We start from the raw sequence: 20538 nt of genomic DNA, 5'->3' as shown, positions 1-20538 counted from the left end.
GACTGCCGTGGTAGTTACTTTCATCGTGGAAAACAGGGCGCGTTTTGCCGGTCGTGCCGATCTGCCGGGTGCTCACTGAGCATGGGTGCAAAATCGACCCGAGTACGTTCTACGCCGAGGTGAAACGGGCGCCTTGCGCCAGAGCTATCCGCGACGTTGAGGTGCTCGTCCAGATTCGGCGGGTGCACGAGGGGTCCCGTGGCGGCTTGTACGGGGTGTCGAAGGTCTATCACCAGCTCCGCCGGGAGAACGTGCTGGTCCAGGGCACGCCGGTGGCTAGGTGCACGGTGGAATGCCTGATGCGCTGGCACGGGTTGAAGGGTGTTCACCAGCCATCAGCTCCGGGCTCTCCCACGCGGCCAGCGAGGGGACGAACCGAATCGTCAAACACGTCGGCCGGACAGCTTTCGGATTCCGTAACCCCACCAACCAACGCCGCCGGATACGCTGGGCCTGCACACGCCCCCAACGGCGTGCGCCATCCAGAGCCAGGCCACCATGCCCCTACTAACTCTGAAGAGCCATCAATCAGGCCTTTGAATGTAGGGGTCTGTATTGCTGTGTAGGGGCGCAGGTCGGAACACCCCACAAATAGAGAGGTGGCTGACAGTGAAGCGTATAAGCACGGGTGTCCTTATTACTTCTGTGATAGTCAGCATTGTGATACTTTGGGGAGGTGTCGCCTCTAATGCTTTCGGCGGACACTCTTACTTTAGAAATTTCGCCATCGTCGTCAGCGGAGCAGCGTTGCTAATTTACTGCGGTCGGAAACCTAAATATTCACGGTTCGGAAAAATTATGTATTCAGCAGGATTTGGTTTGCTCATCTCTTGCTTTTTGTGGTTAATAGTAACAATTTTATATTGGTCCGACCTAGAGCTCTGACAGCGACGTTAGTTGGGCATTGTTGGCTTTGTTGGGGGCGCTATTAAGAGCCCCAGTTGCAGTGGGGTAGCTCGCAGAGCCTGCCGCATCATCATAATTTTATGTATGCAATAATCTCGATTCTTACGGAGAAATAAAATGGCTCATCCTGTAGATGCTTGGCTCAAGCAATATATGACGCCATTACTGAAAACCAGTGGTTTTAGGAAACAAGGAAGGAACTATCTCCGAGAAATGCCCGATGGCAGTATGCAATACTTTATCGTCCAGAAACTCAATTACCCCGTACTTCCGTCGGTAGAATTCAGAATTGAATTGGTTTCAGCGCCGAAAATACTATTGGAGCTTTTTAAGCAGGAATCTTACACTTCACGTCGCGGCCTATGGGAGTGGAAGTTGGACTGCCCTTGCGACTTTCAAGAAAGATTCCATCACTACGATTGGGTCTTTGATGCTTCTGACGCTGCCATGGCCGCAACTTTAGGTGCGCGCATGGAAGAGAAGCTGAAGATGGTCTGTATTCCGCTACTTGACCGTTTGGCGGAGCCAGTTTTTTTTGAGGAGGAATTACGTCGGCCTGTGTGGCAGCTGCCCGGGAAGACTCATCCGGCAGCTCTCGGCCTGATAATCCGGCAGCAACGACAGTCCGACGAGGCATACCCATTGCTTCGACAGGCTCAGCTAGAAAATCCTGTACTGGAAATTTGGCCTCGGATTTGGACCCACCTTGAATCGTTGGACGGATCTTCGCCTTCGGCTGCGGCTGTTCCGGTTCCCGCTGAGACCGACGATGAAGAGGAATTCGAGTTCAGTTTCACCGGATCCCTCGTGATCTGCAAAACCGCCAAAAGCCTGGATGAGGTCGAAGCCTTGACGAGCCGCGACGAAGGGCTCGAGGGGACATCTTTGCTGCCCGGTGGTTGGCAATTGGGGCAGTACTACGGTGAGGACATCGAACGAGAAATAGCAGATGTGCTGGTTGATCTCGTTGCAGAAACAGGCAGTCCAGCACTGTCTGGATTCGTGTGGGACAGCGAATGCGTTCTAGTTTCCGCCTATTCCGAGCAAACAGGCCTTTGGCGTGCGTGCTTAGATCACGAAGCGGGAACGCAGATGCTGCAAGAAGAGTGCGACGAGGACATCAACGACATGTACCTGCCCGCAGACCAAGCCGCCGAACGGGCTCTGAAATGGGCGCAAGAAGCAGGCCTAACACCCATCGCACAGGACCTGCACGACGTATTCCACGCCGATAAAGGGGAAGGGCAGGCGAACAAACTCTTCTACGACCTGACCTTCGCGTTGGGCATCCAAACCCGGCAATAAACGACAGACACGCTAGGTGCGGCCACTTAGCAAGCACAGGCATGGCGCTGCGGAGCTTCGGACGACGATGCTGGTGGCGCACGTCGAGAATGATCGATGGCCCGGGGGTTGACCAGGCTACGTACTACCTGACTTACCCCGTGATCTGAAGAATCTGAGAAACTTTCGGTGCAATCGGCTGTAAGCAGCTGCACTCGGCGAGTCTTCGATCCTTGCCGATCGTGCCGCCGCAGGCTTCCACAGGATTGCCGTGGGGTTGAGTCGGGTTCAGCGGGGGTGGTTTTACCGGAAGTGGCCACCCCGGGCTGCCGACTAGTCTTACGAGGCAAGCGCGCCGCAGTGGGCGCGCAGGCAGCTCAGCCCCCTCAGTCCCAAGGAGCCCCCCGGTGATTACCCGCATGTCCACGCTGTTCCTCCGAACGTTGCGCGAGGATCCGTCCGATGCAGAGGTACCAAGTCACCGGCTGCTGGTTCGCGCCGGCTACGTGCGCCGCGCGGCCCCCGGCATCTACAGCTGGCTTCCGCTGGGCCTGCGGGTCTTGCGCAATATCGAGAACATCGTCCGCGAGGAGATGGACAACGCGGGGTTCCAGGAAGTCCTGTTCCCCGCACTGCTTCCGCGTGAGCCCTACGAAACCACCGGTCGCTGGACCGAATACGGCGCCAACCTCTTCCGTTTAAAGGATCGCAAGGGTAACGACTACTTGCTGGGCCCCACTCATGAGGAGATGTTCACTCTGCTGGGTAAGGACATCCTCTCGTCGTACAAGCAACTTCCGCTTTCCCTCTATCAAATTCAGACCAAGTATCGCGACGAGGCCCGCCCCGGGCGGGAGTGCTGCGTGGTCGCGAGTTCGTGATGAAGGATTCCTACTCCTTCGACATCACTGATGAGGGTCAGGCGCAGTCATACCTTGCACACCGCGACGCCTACATCCGGACCTTCGACCGGCTCGGTTTCAAGTACGTGATCGTTTCGGCAATGTCTGGCGCCATGGGTGGCAGCGCGTCCGAGGAGTTCCTGGCCGAATCAGAGGTGGGTGAAGACACCTTCGTGCGCAGCGCCAACGGTGACTACGCCGCCAATGTGGAAGCCGTCGTCATGCAGGCACCTCCTTCAATCCCGTATGACGATGCACCCGCTGCTCACGTCGAGGACACGCCGGAGACCCCAACCATCGCTTCGCTGGTGGACCACCTGAACCTCGCATTCCCTCGGACGGATCGCCCCTGGGCGGCCGCGGACACGTTGAAGAACGTCATCGTCATGCTGCGCCACCCCGACGGCACGCGCGAGCCCCTTGCGGTGGGCTTGCCCGGCGACCGCGAGGTGGACCCCAAGAGGTTAGAAGCGCAGGTGGCACCAGCCGAACTGGAGCCGTTTGCGGAAGAAGACTTCAAGGCCAACCCGGCGTTGGTCAAGGGCTACATCGGCCCAGGCGCCTTGGGTGAAACAGGCAGCACGAAGATCCGCTACCTGCTCGATCCCGTCGTGGTCCCTGGGTCCAGCTGGGTCACCGGCGCCAACCAGCCTGGCAAGCACGTCATCGGACTGGTGATGGAGCGAGACTTCTCGGCCGACGGAGTGATCCAGGCCGCCGAAATCCGCGACGGCGACCCTAGCCCGGGGCCCAGCGGTGGGGTGCTGCAGACAGCGCGGGGCATTGAAATGGGCCACATCTTCCAGCTGGGACGCAAATACGCGGAAGCCCTGGGTCTGAAGGTTCTGGACGAAAACGGCAAACTCGTGACGGTCACCATGGGGTCGTATGGCATCGGCGTTTCCCGTGCCGTCGCTGCGGTTGCCGAGGCTAACCACGATGAAAAGGGTTTGGTCTGGCCGCGCGAGATCGCCCCCGCCGACGTTCATATCGTGGTAGCCGGCAAGTGGCCCGAATTGTTTGCCGCAGCAGAAGGCTTCGCCCACGAATTGGATGCCGCGGGTGTCCGGGTACTCCTGGACGACCGCGTCGCATCACCGGGCGTGAAGTTCGCAGACTCGGAGCTGATCGGCGTGCCCACCATCCTCGTGGTCGGGCGCGGATTGGCCGAAGGCGTGGTGGAGCTGAAGGATCGAGCCACCGGCGTCAAGGAAGAGGTGGCTGTTGACCGGGTCGTTTCGGTCATCACCGCATTAGTCAAAGGTGTTCAGCGCCAACGCTAATCAGCGCCAACACTCATTAGCAACGAGAAGGGTGGCCCGCCGGAATTCCCCGGTTGGCCACCCTTTTTGCTGCCTGGCGGCGATGTTAAGCCGTTTCATCCCCCGGGAACGGCACCAAAGGATTGACTGCCGGGTCGAAGAGTTTCCAGGCCGTCTGGCGGACGGCGGAGTCCGACAAGGCCGATACTGCGAAGTCGCGGACCAGCGGATTGTCCGTCGATCCCACCACGAAACGCCAGGTATTGGTGCAATCACGTTCCACGACGACGGCAAGCTGGCGGGCCGTTCCAGTGTCGGTCACCGTCACAGGCACCTGGTACTCAACTTCGGTGCGGACCGGCTGCGCGCCAGCGCCCAACAACATGGCAGCTACTCCATCTCTGGCCACGGTGTGATTGAGCTGGTAGGCCGCGATTTTCGTGGTGTCGTCCTTGTTGAAGGCAATCATGAAGCCATAGCTCCAGATTGCGGCATGCTCGCTGGCAAGGGCCTTTTGTAACGCGTCAATAGCTTCCGCTTCGATAGCACCGTACTGCTGCTGTGGTACTGCGGCGGCCTCGGTTCCGCCTCCGGGGGCAGAACCAGCAACGGAGACTTGAGCAGCGCCGGGGGCAGTGGGATTTGAGGGTTCGCTCGCGGTGGGTGTCGTCATGAGGGTTGCAATACCAATCGGTGGGAGGCCAGGCAAGCTGAGATCGAAGCGAAAAGGGCCCCGCGGTAGCGCGACGTCGTCCCGACTCCGTCGCGGAATTGAAGCTGAGCGGAATCTGCGTCGCCCAGCGCCATTGCGAGAACGTCAGCGCTCGCAATCGTTGCGGAATTACCGAGCGAAACCGGACCAGCGGGCGGTTCGGCAGCGCTCGTGGGAGTGCTGGACGTTCTCGCCACCTCCGCCTCCAGGGCCTTGACGTGAGCATCCCTGTCGGATCGAACTGGGGTCAGCTTCGCCACTGCCGCGGGGTCGGCTGCAACTGCTATCAGGCCCGCTTCGATGCGCTGCAGATGCAGCCGAGCTGTCGCCAACAGGCTTTCCAGGGGATCCACCGGGGGAGGGGCGGCCGTTGTCACCGTGCGCGTGACGGGCGCGCTGGACAGGGGATTCTTGCAGGCGGCCACCGTCATTATGGCGGTGCCGGCCAGCCCACTGAGGAATGCGCGACGGCCTAACGACGAGTTTGCGGGGGATTGCACACCGTCATCATTCCAGGCATCACTGCGGTATCCCGCATTTCGGACGGATTTGCTGGCCCTCACGCGCCGCACCTTGCCGCACAGAGATCGCAAGAGGTACGTCCGTACCAGCCAAACAGGCTAAAGTCTTGAACCGAAGGCGAGAGATCTTCCCCGGGCGTGTGTTCTGGGAAACGAACCCTTGCCCGCCGGCACCACGACCGGAAGACAACTGCACACAGGCAAGGAGATAAGTATGGGACGCGCTGACGAGGGACGACTTTCAGAGCTTGCCAGCACTGTCGCCGCCGAGGCCGGGTACGACCTCGAGGAGCATGTGGTCATCGCCGCGGGACGCAGGCGCCTCGTGCGCATCGTCATCGATTCCGATCACGGAGTCAGTTTGGACGCCGCCGCCGACGTCAGCCGCGCCTTAGCCGAGAAATTGGATGCTCTCGACCTGGTAGACGACAACCCGATGGGGCCTGCGGCATACACGCTCGAAGTCACCAGCCCCGGGACGAGCCGGCCCCTGACCGAGGAGAGGCACTATCGACGGGCCCGCGGACGTCTCGTCGAGCTCACATTGACTGACGACACTGGCCTGATCGGGCGCATCCGAAGAGTCGCCCCGGACGCAGAAGGCAACACCTCACTGGAATTGCTCGTCGATTGGGAATCTCAGTTTGTTCCTCTGACACGCATCCGGAGCGCAAAGATCGAGATCGAGTTCAACAAGATGCCTGCCTCCCACGCCGCAATCCTTGCCGCCGATGGCTTCGTCGATGCGGCTCGAGCGGTAGACCTGGACGATCTGGCCAGCGGGCCTGAAACGGACGGTGGTGACGGCGCCGATGACGACTTTGAAGAATTTGACTCGGTAGCAGATTTTGAGGATGACGCGGGAGCGGACCTCGATGCTGTCGCTGACTTCGCTGAAGCACCACCGAACGACATCGCCTCAGACGACATGGCGACGAGAGTGACAACCCCCAGTGACGAACCATCAGGTGAAGCTGCAAACACCGAAGGATTAACGAAATGAACGTTGATATCAGCGCCCTGCGCGCCGTCGAAAGGGAAAAAGGAATTGCCTTCCATTCTCTGATCGAAACTCTTGAAACGGCGCTCCTCACCGCCTACCGCCACACCGATGGCCACTACTCCCATGCGCGCGTCGAGGTGGATCAGAAGAGTGGAAATATTCGGGTGCTCGCCCGCGAGGTAGGGGCTTCCGGTGTCCTGAGCGAGGAATGGGACGACACCCCTTCCGACTTCGGCCGAATCGCCGCGACAACCGCGCGCCAGGTAATCCTGCAGCGGTTGCGGGACGTGGAAAACGAACGCACCTTCGGCGACTTTGCTGGCCGCGAACACGATCTGATCACGGGAATTGTTACCGCCGACTCCAGGGTCAATGCCAAAGGCGTGGTTGTCGTAAGCCTCGGAGATGTCGAAGGCGTTATCCCGGCCGCTGAGCAGGCTCCGGGGGAAACGTATGTCCACGGCCAGCGTCTGCGTTGCTTTGTGGTGTCGGTGGTTCGGGGAATCCGCGGACCGCAAATTACGCTGTCCCGCACGCACCCGGCACTCGTGCGGAAGCTCTTCGCTCTTGAGGTGCCCGAAATTGCCGATGGGACAGTAGAAATCACGGAAGTGGCGCGCGAGGCGGGGCATCGCTCCAAAATCGCGGTGCGCGCCACGGTTGCTGGCGTAAACGCCAAGGGTGCGTGCATCGGTCCGATGGGCGCACGAGTTCGGGCAGTGATGAGCGAACTTGCTGGCGAGAAAATCGACATCATCGATTACGACGACGACCCCGCCACTTTCGTCGGAAATGCGCTGTCCCCGGCCCGCGCACTGTCCATCACGGTGGTAGACGCAGCGGCTCGGGCGGCTCGAGTAGTGGTTCCGGATTTTCAGCTTTCTCTCGCCATTGGCAAAGAAGGGCAAAACGCGCGGCTGGCAGCACGCCTCACGGGCTGGCGCATCGATATCCGCAGTGACGCCGAGGTGATCCCGGAAGATGCCGAACCTGAGCAGGGTAGCGAACGCTGACGGACGAAAGCTGCGAAACCGGCTAGCGACCCGGGGCGCGACGCAACTCACCGCATCAAGCGGTGTCGGTGTGTCGGTCGAGGGAGGTAGAGTCTGATGGTGGCCCGAGCGGAATTTCCAGACGCGGCGCCGGCACCTTCCGAAGCGTCGAATGTGGGTCCTCTACGGACCTGCGTCGGCTGTCGCAAGCGTGACAGCGCCACATCGTTACTCCGTGTGGTCTGCCAGGGCGGCGTACTTGTACCCGACCTTGGGAAGGTTCTGTATGGCAGAGGTTCTTCCGTCCATCCGCGGCGTCACTGTTTCGACGCAGCGGTCAAGCGGAGGGCATTTGTGCGGGCCCTACGGCTAGAACACGTCCTTTCCATAGGCGAGGATTTCACCAGAAGTGTCCGGAACTACCTCGTCGAGGTCGACCCGGAACAGGCAGACGACACCGCATCCCGCGGCGCCGCTGACGAAGAAGGAAGCAGGTCCGACCCATCGTGAGCACGCTGTGAAGCACCGATGAGAACCAACCAGCACAACTAGAGGCTCGGCGAGCTATGCCGCCCGGCCTCACCCATAAGGAGAGCAGTGGTAGGCAAGGCCCGAGTGCATGAGCTCGCAAAAGAGCTCGGAACGACCAGCAAAGAGATTTTGACCAAATTGAGCGAGCTGGGGGAGTTCGTCAAGAGCGCCTCTTCGACAGTGGAAGCACCCGTAGTTCGGAAACTGCGCGATGCATTCCCTGTTGCCGAAACCGCTCCTGCCAAGTCGGCAGCTCCAGCAGCGACGACCGCAGCGGCAGCACCGGCATCCGTGGCAACCCAGCCGACTGCGGAACCCACAAAATCCGCTCCTGTTGCAGCTAGCGACGCTGCAGTAGCTCCGGTAGCAGCCGCTGCCAAACCAGCAGCTCCAGGCCCGCGACCAGCAGCTCCCAAGCCCGCAGCGCCAGCAGTGCCCGCGGCTGTTGCGGCTGCGGCACCCGCTCCGGTAACGGCTCCGGTGCCAACACCGGCAGTTCCGGTTGTTCCGGTATCGAATCCTGAGTTCCGCGAGCCGGTGGCTCCAGCCGCTGCAAGCGGCGACGGCGCTGCGGCCCGTGGCCTCGGCGGCGTTCCCGGCGCACCACGCCCGCCCCGTGTTGGCAACAACCCGTTCGGCGTGGGCAGCGGTCGGCCAGCCCCGACCCGACCTGGCGGAGTGCCCGGCGCACCCCGTCCTCCGCAAGCCCGCCCGGGCGGAGCGCCTGGCGCTGCTCCATCAGTCCGCCCCGGAGCCCCCGCTGGACCGGGCGGACCTCGCCCCGGTGCACCCGGCGGGCGTCCCGGAACCGGGGCCCCGCGCCCCGGTGGCGCGCCCGGCGCTGGCGGCTACCGCGGTGCACCAGGTGGCGCTCCCGCTGCTGGCGGATATCGCGGCAACACCGGCGGCGCCCCAGGTACTGGCGCGCCGAGCACCGGCGGCGGCGGTCGTCCCGGCGGTGGAGCCGGGGGCGCACGTGGCCGCGGTGGAGCAGCTGGCGCCTTTGGTCGCCAAGGTGGCCCTTCGCGTAAGGGACGCAAATCTAAGAAGCAGCGCCGGCAGGAATTCGACAACATGCAGGCACCGTCGGTGGGCGGCGTCACGCTTCCCCGTGGCAACGGCAGCACCATTCGGTTGGTCCGGGGATCATCCCTTGCTGATTTCGCGGACAAGATCGATGCCAACCCGGCCTCGATGGTGCAGGCGCTGTTCCACCTCGGCGAGATGGTGACAGCCACGCAGTCGGTGTCCGACGATTTGTTGGAGTTGCTCGGCGGCGAGATGGGCTACGAGATCGAAATCGTCTCACCGGACGAAGAGGATCGCGAGCTGCTCGACACGTTCGATCTTGCCTATGGCGAGAACGACGGTGGCGAAGACGACCTCCAGATTCGTCCACCGGTGGTGACCGTCATGGGTCACGTCGACCACGGAAAGACCCGGTTGTTGGACGCCATTAGGCACACCAACATTATGGATAAGGAAGCCGGCGGGATCACCCAGCACATCGGTGCCTACCAGGTGGCTACCGAGCTTGGCGGCAATGAGCGGCTGATTACCTTCATCGATACCCCCGGTCACGAGGCGTTCACCGCTATGCGTGCCCGTGGGTCTAAGTCGACCGACATCGTGGTGCTGGTGGTCGCAGCTGACGACGGCGTGATGCCGCAAACAGTAGAGGCCATCAACCACGCGAAGGCTGCCGATGTGCCGATCGTGGTCGCCATCAACAAGATCGATAAGGAAGGCGCGAATGCGGACAAGATCCGCCAGCAGCTGACCGAATATGGTTTGGTCGCCGAGGAGTACGGCGGGGACACGATGTTTGTCGAGGTGTCTGCGCGTCAACGAATCAATATTGACGGTCTGCTTGCTGCGGTCCTGCTCACCGCAGATGCTGCTTTGGATCTGCGAGCCAACCCGAATATGCCAGCCCAGGGTGTTGCTATTGAGGCCCACCTTGACCGTGGCCGCGGCTCCGTCGCGACCGTCCTGGTACAGCGCGGAACGCTGCGCGTGGGTGACTCGATTGTGGCGGGTAACGCCTACGGTCGTGTTCGTGCCATGCTCGGCGACCACGGTGAGAACGTGTACGAAGCCTTGCCGTCTCGTCCGGTTCAGGTCCTTGGCCTGACCTCGGTACCTGGTGCCGGTGACTCGTTCCTCGCTGTTGAAGAGGATCGCGTTGCTCGCCAGATCGCCGAGCGGCGGCAAGCCCGTGCTCGTAAGGCACAGGTGGCAAACCGTCGTCGCATCACGTTGGAAGATTTGGGCACCGCGTTGGCGGAGAACAAGATCGAAAACCTGACGCTGATCATCAAGGGCGACAATTCCGGAACCGTTGAGGCCCTGGAAGATTCGCTTATGAAGATTGTGGTCGGCGACGAGGTCAACCTTCGGGTGGTCCACCGCGGCGTCGGTGGAATCACCCAGGACGACATCAACCTGGCTGCGACCACCTCGGCGATTGTTGTTGGTTTCAACGTCAAGCCTGTTCGTGGCGTCCAGGAGCTGGCCGACCGCGAAGGTGTGGACATCCGGTACTACACGGTGATCTACCAAGCCATCGATGAGATTGAGGCGGCCCTGAAGGGTCTGCTGAAGCCAGAGTTCGAAGAAGTTGCCATGGGTTCGGCTGAGATCCGCGAGGTTTTCCGCAGCTCCAAGTACGGCAACATCGCAGGTAGCATCGTCCGCAATGGTGAAATCCGCCGCAACGCCAAGGCTCGTCTGTTGCGCAACGGCGTCGTCATTAACGACGATTTGAAGATTGATTCGTTGAAGAGGTTCAAAGACGACGCAGTAGAGGTCCGAGAGGGCTTCGAGTGCGGTATCGGATTGGGTACCTGGAACAACATCGAGGTCGAGGACACCATCGAGACCTACGAAATTCGCGAGAAGCCGCGCGTCTAGTTCCAGTACCGAAGTGGGTGCGGGCCACAGATCTACTGCTGGCCCGCACCGGCTTTTTATCACTACCGAGGAGGGACCTCAGCCATGGCTGATGCTGCACGCGCTAGGCGACTGGCCAAGAGAATCGCCGCTATTGTGGCTACCGAACTCGGCCACGGCGTCAAGGACCCAAGGCTAGCGATGATCACCGTCACCGCCGCGACTGTGACGCCGGACCTGCGCGAAGCCGTTGTCTATTACACGGTGTACGGCAATGAACTCGACGTCGAATCGACCGCTGCTGCACTTCACAGCGCCACTGGCGTTCTTCGGAGTGCGGTCGGCAAGCAGACTGGAATCAAATTCACCCCCACCCTTGCATTCATTCTTGACCGCGTGCCGGATACGGCGCGCCAGATGGATGATCTGCTCAGCGCGGCCCGTGCTGCGGACGCTGCTGTCGCTGCTCAAGCTGCTTCGGCGGCCTACGCCGGCGACGCAGACCCGTATAAGGTACCCAGAGTCTCCGGCGACCCTGATGACGAGGGCGACGATGGCGTGTTGCCTGATGACTACACCGAGGGTGCGAAAGAAAGCGATGCCGAACAGCGCAGCATGGTCGATTCTGATGACGGAACAGACCACAGAGGACCATCAGGCGCCTATGACGACATCGCGGCCCGAGTCCGCTGAGTTCGGCCTATGGAGACCACAATGACCACCGCTGCGCTGACGCCTGAAGCCGAGGGAAGTCCGGTAGTTCACAGTGCGGTCAGTGCAGTGGCAGCCGCCCTCCGGACCGCCGAATCGGTCGTATTGCTGGCACACAGCAACCCCGATGCGGACGCGTTAGGCAGTGCGCTGGCGCTGGGCCTGCATCTGCGGTCTAGAGGCACGAAAGTCTGGGTATCTTTTGACCGCCCTGCGGAAATCCCCCTGTCGCTGCGCACATTGCCCGGCCAAGAGTTGATCGTGACCCCGTCGGATCTGCCGGTGGATGCACAGCTCGTGGTGAGCGTTGACGTGGGTGCCCGGCAACGATTAGGTCACCTGATTGATCTTTTTGATGCCGCCCCGGTAAGCATTTGTATTGATCATCACGCCTCGAATCCCGGATTCGGGCAGATTCAACTCATCGACCCAAGCGCGGCCGCCAACGTTATGTTGGTAGTCGAGGTACTCGATGAGATGCAAGCGGAAATCACCGCAGACATCGCGGCAAACCTCTACGCGGGCTTAGCTACCGACACTGCGAACTTTAGGTTCGCCACAGCGCCAAGCCACCTGCTGGCCGCCCGGCTCATTGCCGCGGGCACCGAACCGCAGTCCTTGATGCGGCCCATCATGGACACGCACCCATTCCGGTGGTTGGCGATGCTCTCGTGCGCGTTGAAGAGTGCGACATTGCTGCCGGAGGTGGCGCACGGCGCGGGAATGGTCTGGGTCAAAGTTTCCGAAGCCGACTCAGACGGTTTGCGAATGGAAGACCTTGATTCCATCATCGACATCGTTCGGACCACCGGTGAAGCGGAGATTGCTGCGGTCTTCAAAGAAACTGCGCCACTGATGTGGCAGGTGTCGTTGCGGGCAAAAACCACTTTCGATGTGGGTCGCGCCGCAACAGAGCTGGGCGGCGGCGGCCATCCGCGGTCAGCGGGATACAGCTTCTCGGGGAACGTTGAGAGCTTGCTCGCTGAGTTGATGAGCGTTTTGCAATCGGTAGAGCCGGCTCGCTGACTGTGACACGCACCGCGACCACTCCCGCGATGGGATCTCGGTCGTTTCTTGTCTGGGCCGTAGGAGCAGGGGTGTACCTCCTAGCGGTTTTCCACCGCACGTCACTGGGCGTTGCCGGTCCCCAAGCGCAGCAGCGCTTTGCAATATCGCCCGCCCAACTTGCTACTTTCGTCACGCTCCAACTCGCGCTGTATGCGTTGATGCAGGTTCCGGCGGGAGTCCTGGTGGACAGATTTGGTCCCCGACGAGTGCTTCTTGCCTCTACTTTGACGTTGGGAATAGCGCAGATCTGTTTTGCGCTCGTTCCTAACTATCCACTGGCCCTGTTGGCGCGGGGGGTCTTAGGTTGCGGCGACGCGTTGGCCTACCTGAGCGTGCTGCGCCTGGCTGCCGGCTGGTTTCCGGCGAAGAGGTACTCCATGCTCACCGCGTTGACGGGCCTTTTTGGCGTCACCGGCAACGTGATAGCGACCCTGCCCATGACGGCGTTATTGCGCGATTACGGCTGGACCCCGACGTTCCTCGTGGCGGGCGGGCTGTCGGTGGCCTACGCAGCGCTGTTGCTCAAGCCTGCAGCCGCGGCGCCGTATCAGGGCGCGAACGCCGTAGTGACGGCCCAGGCAGCAGGGCGTGGCTCAGTGGGGGTGCCGGAACAGCGCCGCAGGGTGCTGCTCGAGGTGAGGCGTGCCTGGCGAGAACCCGGTGGACGCCTGGGATTCTGGGTCCACTTTTCAACGATGAGCGGACCTACCACGTTCGGTGTTCTGTGGGGGTTTCCCTACCTGAGCCAGGGTTTGGGTCTGTCATCGAGCACTTCGTCATCGTTGGTGTTGGTCCTTGTTGTCGGGCAGTTGATCGGATCGTTGACGGTGGGAACACTGATCGGTCGCCGGCCGTCCATCCGGACTCCGCTCGCCTTTGGCGTGACGATTACCTGCCTCGTCAGCTGGCTCACCCTCATCTTGTGGCCCGGTGGCCACCCGCCAGTTCCCGTGCTGGTCGTCGTGATCCTTGCTTTGGCCTGCGGTGGACCTGCCTCCATGGTGGCGTTCATGTTGGCCAGGGACTACAACCCGCGGCACCGAATCTCTACGGCAACAGGGCTGGTCAACACGGGCGGGTTTATTGCGATTGTGATCGAGGTTCTGGCTGTCGGTCTTATCCTGGACATTGTCGAGCCCGGTGCAGCCCAGCCCTCCGCCACCGCGTTTCGTTGGGCGTTCAGCGCCGTCGCGCTGCTGACCGCGTGGGGTCTTTTCCGGCTCACCGTGTGGTGGATTCGTGTGCGCGCAGCAGTGTTCGCGGCGCAGGCAGCAGGCAAGCCCATGCCGTTCGCCATGCGTCGTCACCGTTTCGATTTGGTGCAGGAAGCAACCGCAGTTGCCGAGGCCTCGGGCGATAGCTCGGCCCCGGACGTGGCACAGTAATACCTCGTGTCTGCCAACCAAAACACCCCAGTGCCCGGCTTGCTCCTGGTGGACAAGCCCATCGGGCCGACGTCCCACGATGTGGTGGCTCGGGCTCGATATGTGTTGGGCACCAAGAAGATTGGGCACGCCGGCACGCTCGACCCGATGGCGTCCGGGCTGCTAATTCTTGGGGTGGAACGGGCCACCAAACTACTGGGGCATCTGGCGCTGAAAGACAAGTCGTACGTCGCGACAATCCGGTTGGGCCAGCAGACCAGCACCGAGGATGCACAGGGGAAGATCCTCGCTCACGTTGACGCGTCGGCGATTACGGTGGCCGATATCGAGGCTGCGATCGGTCCGCTCACTGGCGACATCGCACAACGACCCAGCTCCGTGTCGGCCATCAAGGTGGACGGGAGACGGGCCTACGAATTGGTGCGATCAGGCGCGGAGGTGACGCTGGCCGAGCGGCCTGTCACTGTCTCGGAATTTGTGATGCTGGGGAGCCCAGGCGCATCGAGACAGATGGACAGCCGGTGGCGCTCGATATCGATGTCCGAGTGGATTGCTCCACCGGAACCTACGTCCGCGCGCTGGCCCGTGACCTCGGCGAGAGCTTGGGGGTCGGAGGGCATTTGACCGCGCTGCGGCGCACCCGCATCGGGGCGTTCAACGTAGCCGCCGCGGCAGATATTTATGGCGCTGACCCGCCGCCGGCGAAACATTCCACGCCCCCGGCGGTGCGAGAAGTTCGGGCACCGCGCGTCCCGGTCGACCCAGCGCTCCGCGACTTGGTGAACGATCGCATCATCGGGCCTGCGCAGGTCGCTCGGGCTAGTTTCGACGTGCGACTCGCCGCCCCCGAGGAGGAGACCGATATCGGTTACGGGCGAGCGTTAGGCGCCGTCGGGCTGCCCGGTACGTACGCGGTGTTGGATCAGAGCGGCGAAAGGTTTCTTGCGCTCATGGCCGAAGAACACGGATCGGCAAAAGCGGTCATGGTGTGGCAGGCACACTAGAAGGTGTGAGTGCAGGTCTCAACGACGAAGGAGCAGCAGGTGCAACGTTGGCGCGGGCTGGACAGCATCCCCACCGGGTGGGGCCGCTGCGTGGCAACCATCGGAGTTTTCGACGGCGTTCACCGGGGGCACCAGCTGATCATCAGGACCGCGGTGGCGAGAGCCAAGGAAATGGGCTTGCCGTCGGTAGTGATTACGTTCGATCCGCATCCCTCCGAGGTGCTGCGGCCTGGAAGCCACCCGGCCGAGCTGACAAGTTTGCGTCGCCGGGCCGAACTCGTCGAGGAATTGGGCGCAGATGTGTTTTGCGTTCTGCCTTTTGACTTGGCGCTGGCATCAACTTCGGCGACCAGCTTTATCCACGAGATAATGGTCGCCAGGCTGCATGTGGCTGGCGTTGTTGTCGGGGAGGATTTCCGGTTCGGCCACAAGGGTGCTGGGGAGCTGTCCACGCTCATAGACTTGGGCGCACGCTGGGGATTTGTTGCCGAAGGGGTGCCGCTGGTCGGCGATGGCAGCCTCCGGGTTTCTTCTACCTTCGTTCGCGCCTGTGTCGCCGCCGGGGATATGCGGCCCGCTGCGCTTGCACTGGGGCGCGAGCATCGTCTCGAGGGTGTGGTCGTGCACGGTGACGGCCGCGGAACCGGCCTGGGTATTCCCACCGCGAACCTTGACGCCGCCCCGCATGCTGCAATCCCCGCCGACGGTGTGTACGCAGCATGGTTCAACCTGGGCAGCCGACGTTCGCCGGCGGCCGTGTCCATCGGGACCAACCCCACCTTCGAAGGCCATGAGCGTCGGGTGGAGGCGTTTGTCCTTCGCGACGGAGCGAACTTCTACGGCCGACGAATCGGACTCGACTTCGTCGAACGGCTCCGGGGCATGTGGAAGTTCGACTCGGTGGACCTCATGATGGCCGAAATTGACCGCGATATCGCTCGGACCCACGAAATTCTCGGGACCAGCCCCGTTTAGGCCACGGGAACAGGCGGCTCGCGCGGGCCGCATAGCTGTCGAACCAGAGTGCGCTGTTAGACTAGCTACGGGTTCGGCTGCAGTCCGTGGTTGCCGATACCGTCTACCCCCCGACTCACCTGTTCGGTGCGGGCCATCACGGTACAAGAGTTCCAAGGAGAAAACTGTGCCGCTTTCTAGCGAACAGAAGAAAGAAATCCTGACCGAGTACGGCGTCCACGACACCGACACCGGTTCACCCGAAGCCCAGGTCGCCATGCTCACCAAGAGGATCTCCGGACTGACGGAGCACCTCAAGGAGCACAAGCACGATCACCACACACGTCGTGGTCTGCTGATTCTGGTCGGTAAGCGACGCAGCCTGCTGCGTTACTTGCAGGGCGTGGACATCATGCGTTACCGCTCGTTGATCGAGCGACTCGGACTGCGCCGCTAATCCTGCGCTTTCCCGCACGCCGGACGCTAGCGGAAGGCAATATAGCTGACCGCTAGCATCCAGCACAGCTTGACCAAGGGCTGCGCCCATCGCGGCCACTGGTAAATCGCATCACCACTTCGTCGCACACGGCGGCGAAGTTGCCGCTCCGAACCACAGACATCCGATTGGCCCCCACCGGGAGGCCATGTCGGCCGGTCCTCGGTAGTGGCTACCGGAAACCAGCAGGCCACTGAATTCGCACTGGGCCTTGCGGGAAGTTCCGGCGGCTTCGATCGATGATCGGCACAGCTTTTCGGCAGATGTTTTCTCTGAATCACTGCCTAGGATTACGTGGCTTCAGGAGCTGGCAGTTGTCGTATCGAGGAGATACATGTCAGACATCACCGCCCACAGCGCAACCGCAGTCATTGACAATGGTTCGTTCGGCACCCGCACCATCCGCTTTGAAACCGGGCACCTCGCCCAGCAGGCCGCAGGCTCCGTTGCCGCTTACCTCGATGAGGACACCATGCTGCTGTCGGCCACCAGCGCCGGTAAGCACCCGAAGGATCAGTTCGACTTCTTCCCGCTGACGATCGACGTCGAAGAGCGGATGTACGCCGCGGGCCGCATCCCGGGGTCGTTCTTCCGCCGTGAAGGACGCCCGTCCGAAGACGCAATCCTCACCTGCCGGCTGATCGACCGGCCGCTGCGTCCGTCGTTCGCTGACGGCCTCCGCAACGAGATCCAGGTTGTTATCACGGTGATGGCCCTCAACCCCGAGGTCCTGTATGACGTGCTGGCGATCAACGCGGCCTCCGCCTCCACCCAGATTGCCGGTCTGCCGTTCTCCGGCCCGATCGCCGGCGTCCGCGTCGCGTTGATCGGGAGCCAATGGGTGGCATTCCCGACCCACAGCCAGTTGGCTGACGCGGTCTTCGACATGGTCGTCGCCGGCCGCATCGTGGGCGACGACGTCGCGATCATGATGGTCGAAGCCGAAGCCACCGAGCGCACCATCGAACTCATCGGCGGTGGCGCCACGGCGCCCACCGAAGAGATCGTCGCCCAGGGCCTGGAAGCGGCAAAGCCGTTCCTGCGCATCCTGTGTGAGACCCAGCAGGAGCTGGCTTCGAAGTCCGCCAAGCCCACCGGCGACTTCAAGCTCTTCCCGCCCTACCAGAGCGATGCTTATGACGCCGTCGCCGGAGTTGCGTACGACAAGGTCAGCGACGCAATGAAGATCGCCGACAAGCAGGACCGCGAATCCACGCTCGACGAGATCAAGGTTTCCGTCATCGCAGCGCTGGGTGAGCAGTTTGCCGGCCGCGAAGGTGAGCTGGGCGCCGCATTCCGCAGCGTCAACAAGAAGGCTGTTCGCCAGCGCATCCTTACCGAGCAGGTTCGCATCGACGGCCGCGGGTTGTCCGACATCCGGACCCTGTCTGCCGAAGTTGGCTACCTGCCACGCGTCCATGGTTCGGCGTTGTTCGAGCGCGGCGAGACCCAGATTCTTGGTGTCACCACGTTGAATATGCTGCGGATGGAACAGCAGCTGGATACCTTGTCGCCGGAGACGCGCAAGCGCTACATGCACAACTACAACTTCCCGCCGTACTCCACCGGCGAAACCGGCCGCGTCGGTTCCCCGAAGCGTCGCGAAATTGGCCACGGCGCACTTGCCGAGCGCGCGCTGGTTCCTGTCCTGCCCTCCAAGCAGGAGTTCCCCTACGCGATCCGCCAGGTCTCAGAAGCATTGAGCTCCAACGGTTCCACGTCCATGGGTTCGGTCTGCGCCTCGACCATGTCGTTGCTCAACGCTGGTGTGCCGCTCAAGGCGCCGGTCGCTGGTATCGCGATGGGTCTGGTTTCCGACACCGTCAATGGCGAGACCCGCTATGTCGCACTGACCGACATCCTCGGCGCCGAAGACGCGTTCGGCGATATGGACTTCAAGGTCGCAGGTACCCGCCAGTTCGTCACGGCGTTGCAGCTGGACACCAAGCTGGACGGTATCCCGTCTGATGTCCTGGCTCGCGCCTTGGCGCAGGCCAAGGATGCCCGTCTCGCAATTCTCGACGTCATGAGCGAAGCCATCGACGAGCCCGACGAGATGAGCCAGTACGCGCCGCGGATCACCTCGGTGAAGATCCCGGTCGACAAGATCGGCGAGCTCATCGGGCCGAAGGGCAAGATGATCAACTCGATCACCGAGCAGACCGGTGCCGATATTGCCATCGAAGATGACGGCACCGTGTACGTGTCGGCAGCCTCGGGCGAGAGCGCTCAGGCAGCGATCGACATCATTAATTCGATCGCAAACCCGCAGCTGCCCAAGGTCGGCGAACGCTTCCTCGGCACTGTTGTGAAGACCACCACCTTCGGTGCCTTCGTGTCGTTGATGCCGGGCCGCGACGGTCTGGTTCACATCTCCAAGCTCGGCAGCGGGAAGCGGATCTCCAAGGTCGAGGACGTCGTCAACGTCGGCGACAAGATGCAGGTGGAGATCGCAGAGATCGACGCCCGCGGCAAAATCTCGTTGGTGCCCGTTGATGCATCGGCCGACAACGCCGCGCCTGCCGAAGACGTTTCGGCCAACTGAAAAAGATACGAATAAACAGCAGATGACATCGACTGGTTACCGGCGCGCCCGTGTACTGGAACGTTCTGCTGACGGCGGGACGGTGACGCTTTCAGAGATTCCCGGTGGTTTACGGGTGATCACTGAGAGCGTCCCCGGCTCCCGTAGCGCCTCGGTCGGCATCTGGGTGGGCGTTGGATCAATCGACGAGAACCCAGCGTTGGCCGGGGCGTCGCATTATCTCGAGCATTTGCTGTTCAAGGGTACAAAGTCTCGCAGCGGCGCCGACATTTCGGTGGCCATCGACGCGGTGGGCGGCGAGCTCAACGCCTTCACCTCCCACGAGTACACCTGCTACTTTGCGCACGTTCTCGCTGACGAGGCGCAGATGGCGGTCGACTTGGTGTGTGACGTGGTTCTCGATGCCACTATTACCCCTGCCGATGTGGATACCGAGCGGCAGGTGATCCTGGAAGAAATCGCGATGCGCGATGACGATCCCGAAGATGTACTCAACGACCTCTTTGCGAGCTCGGTGTTTGCTGGCTCAGCGCTTGCCGAGCCGGTCATCGGCACCATCGAGACTATCGAATCGATGACGCGGCGACAGATCAACAGCTACTACCACCGCCGGTACACACCGTCGAAAATGGTGGTCTCGGTCGCGGGCGGAGTGGTGCACGCCGACGTGGTGCGCTGGGTGAAGAGGGCTTTCAAGAACTTTCTCGAACCCGAAAGCCTGCCCGCGGTGCCACGCACTAAGAACCCGGGACGGCTCTCGGGGACGGGCTCGCTCGCACTGATAGACCGGGACACGGAGCAGGCGCACCTGTGCGTGGGATCGCCGGCGTTGTCCCGGCATGACCCGCGGCGGTATGCGCTCGGAGTCTTCAACACGGCGCTCGGCGGCGGGATGAGCTCGCGATTGTTCCGCGCCATCCGCGAGGAACGCGGTCTGGCCTATTCCTGTTACTCGAGCTCGTCCGCATACGCAGACGCTGGATCGTTCTCGATCTACGCCGGCTGTCAGCCGGAAAACCTGGCCGAGGTAGTGACCGTCATCCAGGCCGAACTCAATCGCGCGCGCGGTGGGCTATCGGTCGAAGAGCTGGCCCGGGCCAAGGGCCAGATGGTGGGTTCGATGATCCTCGGCCTTGAGGACAACGAGTCGCGGATGAGCCGAATCGGTAAGAACATCCTGGTGCGCAACGGTTATCGGAGCGTGCAGGACGAGATTGATGCCATTCGGGCAGTTAGCCAGGACGACATTCTCGCCGTGCTGAACGAGGTACTGATTGCTCCGATCTCTGCTGCGGTGGTGGGCCCCTATGCAAAAACGAAGAATTTGCCCAAGGTGCTGACCTCGATGGTGAAGCGCTAGCGGTGCCTTT

At 61.8% G+C, this 20538-nt stretch carries 16 protein-coding genes and 3 pseudogenes; 17 read left to right on the top strand and 2 right to left on the bottom strand.

Annotated elements, in window-relative coordinates; translation table 11 throughout:
• Positions 1–53: 53 nt before the first annotated feature.
• The 4 genes and pseudogenes from EH165_RS16830 to EH165_RS08025 form a co-directional block, all read left to right on the top strand.
• Positions 54–269: pseudogene (locus EH165_RS16830) on the top strand (IS3-like element ISMysp3 family transposase); the annotation flags it as partial.
• A gap of 62 nt (positions 270–331) precedes the next feature.
• Positions 332–511, top strand: a pseudogene (locus tag EH165_RS15425) (transposase); the annotation flags it as partial.
• Between the two features lie 512 nt (positions 512–1023).
• On the top strand, positions 1024–2211 hold the full coding sequence (locus EH165_RS08030; RefSeq protein WP_124799005.1) for a hypothetical protein: 1188 nt from the start codon (positions 1024–1026) through the stop codon (positions 2209–2211).
• Positions 2212–2597: 386 nt separating this feature from the next.
• A pseudogene (locus tag EH165_RS08025) lies at positions 2598–4375 on the top strand (proline--tRNA ligase).
• A gap of 85 nt (positions 4376–4460) precedes the next feature.
• Here the strand turns inward: EH165_RS08025 and EH165_RS08020 are convergent.
• Together EH165_RS08020 and EH165_RS08015 are read right to left on the bottom strand one after the other, a co-directional pair.
• Positions 4461–5027 (bottom strand): ferritin-like domain-containing protein, encoded by a 567-nt coding sequence (locus EH165_RS08020; RefSeq protein WP_124799004.1) that lies wholly within the window; start codon positions 5025–5027, stop codon positions 4461–4463.
• The gene (locus EH165_RS08015) at positions 5024–5629 is read right to left on the bottom strand and encodes a hypothetical protein (protein WP_124799003.1); all 606 of its coding nucleotides are present in this window, start codon (positions 5627–5629) and stop codon (positions 5024–5026) included. The genes EH165_RS08020 and EH165_RS08015 overlap by 4 nt, the downstream gene beginning before the upstream one ends.
• A gap of 172 nt (positions 5630–5801) precedes the next feature.
• Here EH165_RS08015 and rimP point away from each other — a divergent pair, with 172 nt between their 5' ends.
• The 13 genes from rimP (at position 5802) to EH165_RS07955 (ending at position 20528) form a co-directional block, all read left to right on the top strand.
• A complete protein-coding gene (gene rimP, locus EH165_RS08010) occupies positions 5802–6590 on the top strand; it encodes a ribosome maturation factor RimP (protein WP_124799002.1) in 789 nt (262 codons plus the stop codon).
• Complete coding sequence (gene nusA / locus EH165_RS08005; protein WP_124799001.1) at positions 6587–7603, top strand: transcription termination factor NusA; 1017 nt, start codon at positions 6587–6589, stop codon at positions 7601–7603. Before rimP ends, nusA begins: the two co-directional genes overlap by 4 nt.
• A 96-nt stretch (positions 7604–7699) precedes the next feature.
• Positions 7700–8092: a YlxR family protein gene (locus tag EH165_RS16500; protein ID WP_124799000.1), complete on the top strand. Its 393-nt coding sequence runs from the start codon at positions 7700–7702 to the stop codon at positions 8090–8092.
• A gap of 87 nt (positions 8093–8179) precedes the next feature.
• Positions 8180–11026: a translation initiation factor IF-2 gene (gene infB / locus EH165_RS07995; RefSeq protein ID WP_124798999.1), complete on the top strand. Its 2847-nt coding sequence runs from the start codon at positions 8180–8182 to the stop codon at positions 11024–11026.
• An 84-nt stretch (positions 11027–11110) separates the two neighbouring features.
• Positions 11111–11698 carry a 30S ribosome-binding factor RbfA gene (rbfA, locus tag EH165_RS07990; RefSeq protein ID WP_124798998.1) on the top strand — a complete coding sequence of 196 codons (588 nt, stop codon included), beginning with the start codon at positions 11111–11113 and terminating at the stop codon, positions 11696–11698.
• 21 nt (positions 11699–11719) lie between these two features.
• Positions 11720–12742: a DHH family phosphoesterase gene (locus tag EH165_RS07985; RefSeq protein ID WP_164479160.1), complete on the top strand. Its 1023-nt coding sequence runs from the start codon at positions 11720–11722 to the stop codon at positions 12740–12742.
• Positions 12743–12744: 2 nt separating this feature from the next.
• Positions 12745–14169, top strand: a complete 1425-nt coding sequence (locus EH165_RS07980) for an MFS transporter (RefSeq protein WP_206425861.1) — start codon at positions 12745–12747, stop codon at positions 14167–14169.
• 6 nt (positions 14170–14175) lie between these two features.
• Entirely contained in the window at positions 14176–14793 is a 618-nt protein-coding gene (truB, locus tag EH165_RS16165) for a tRNA pseudouridine(55) synthase TruB (protein WP_239020484.1), read from the top strand.
• Positions 14691–15173, top strand: coding sequence for a hypothetical protein (locus EH165_RS16160; protein ID WP_422392108.1), 483 nt, complete (start codon positions 14691–14693; stop codon positions 15171–15173). Before truB ends, EH165_RS16160 begins: the two co-directional genes overlap by 103 nt.
• A gap of 39 nt (positions 15174–15212) precedes the next feature.
• Positions 15213–16148, top strand: a complete 936-nt coding sequence (locus tag EH165_RS07970) for a bifunctional riboflavin kinase/FAD synthetase (protein ID WP_124798996.1) — start codon at positions 15213–15215, stop codon at positions 16146–16148.
• 166 nt (positions 16149–16314) lie between these two features.
• Positions 16315–16584 carry a 30S ribosomal protein S15 gene (gene rpsO, locus EH165_RS07965; protein ID WP_124798995.1) on the top strand — a complete coding sequence of 90 codons (270 nt, stop codon included), beginning with the start codon at positions 16315–16317 and terminating at the stop codon, positions 16582–16584.
• 373 nt (positions 16585–16957) lie between these two features.
• Positions 16958–19168, top strand: a complete 2211-nt coding sequence (locus tag EH165_RS07960) for a polyribonucleotide nucleotidyltransferase (RefSeq protein ID WP_124798994.1) — start codon at positions 16958–16960, stop codon at positions 19166–19168.
• A 22-nt stretch (positions 19169–19190) separates the two neighbouring features.
• Positions 19191–20528, top strand: a complete 1338-nt coding sequence (locus tag EH165_RS07955; RefSeq protein ID WP_124798993.1) for a M16 family metallopeptidase — start codon at positions 19191–19193, stop codon at positions 20526–20528.
• Positions 20529–20538 lie beyond the last annotated feature (10 nt).

Origin of the sequence: Nakamurella antarctica (genome assembly GCF_003860405.1) — a bacterium.
In the GTDB taxonomy this organism is placed as follows: Bacteria; Actinomycetota; Actinomycetes; order Mycobacteriales; family Nakamurellaceae; genus Nakamurella; species Nakamurella antarctica.
The sequence above is the reverse complement of the archived record's forward strand: the minus strand, read 5'-3'. Positions and strand labels throughout refer to the sequence as shown.

Excerpts from the sequence above, each read along its gene's own strand:
- EH165_RS07960 (WP_124798994.1), top strand. The coding sequence starts at position 16,958 with ATGTCAGACATCACCGCCCACAGCGCAACCGCAGTCATTGACAATGGT.
- rbfA (WP_124798998.1), top strand. The coding sequence starts at position 11,111 with ATGGCTGATGCTGCACGCGCTAGGCGACTGGCCAAGAGAATCGCCGCT.
- EH165_RS07955 (WP_124798993.1), top strand. The coding sequence starts at position 19,191 with ATGACATCGACTGGTTACCGGCGCGCCCGTGTACTGGAACGTTCTGCT.
- EH165_RS08020 (WP_124799004.1), bottom strand. The coding sequence starts at position 5,027 with ATGACGACACCCACCGCGAGCGAACCCTCAAATCCCACTGCCCCCGGC.
- nusA (WP_124799001.1), top strand. The coding sequence starts at position 6,587 with ATGAACGTTGATATCAGCGCCCTGCGCGCCGTCGAAAGGGAAAAAGGA.
- EH165_RS08030 (WP_124799005.1), top strand. The coding sequence starts at position 1,024 with ATGGCTCATCCTGTAGATGCTTGGCTCAAGCAATATATGACGCCATTA.
- rimP (WP_124799002.1), top strand. The coding sequence starts at position 5,802 with ATGGGACGCGCTGACGAGGGACGACTTTCAGAGCTTGCCAGCACTGTC.
- EH165_RS07985 (WP_164479160.1), top strand. The coding sequence starts at position 11,720 with ATGACCACCGCTGCGCTGACGCCTGAAGCCGAGGGAAGTCCGGTAGTT.
- EH165_RS16500 (WP_124799000.1), top strand. The coding sequence starts at position 7,700 with ATGGTGGCCCGAGCGGAATTTCCAGACGCGGCGCCGGCACCTTCCGAA.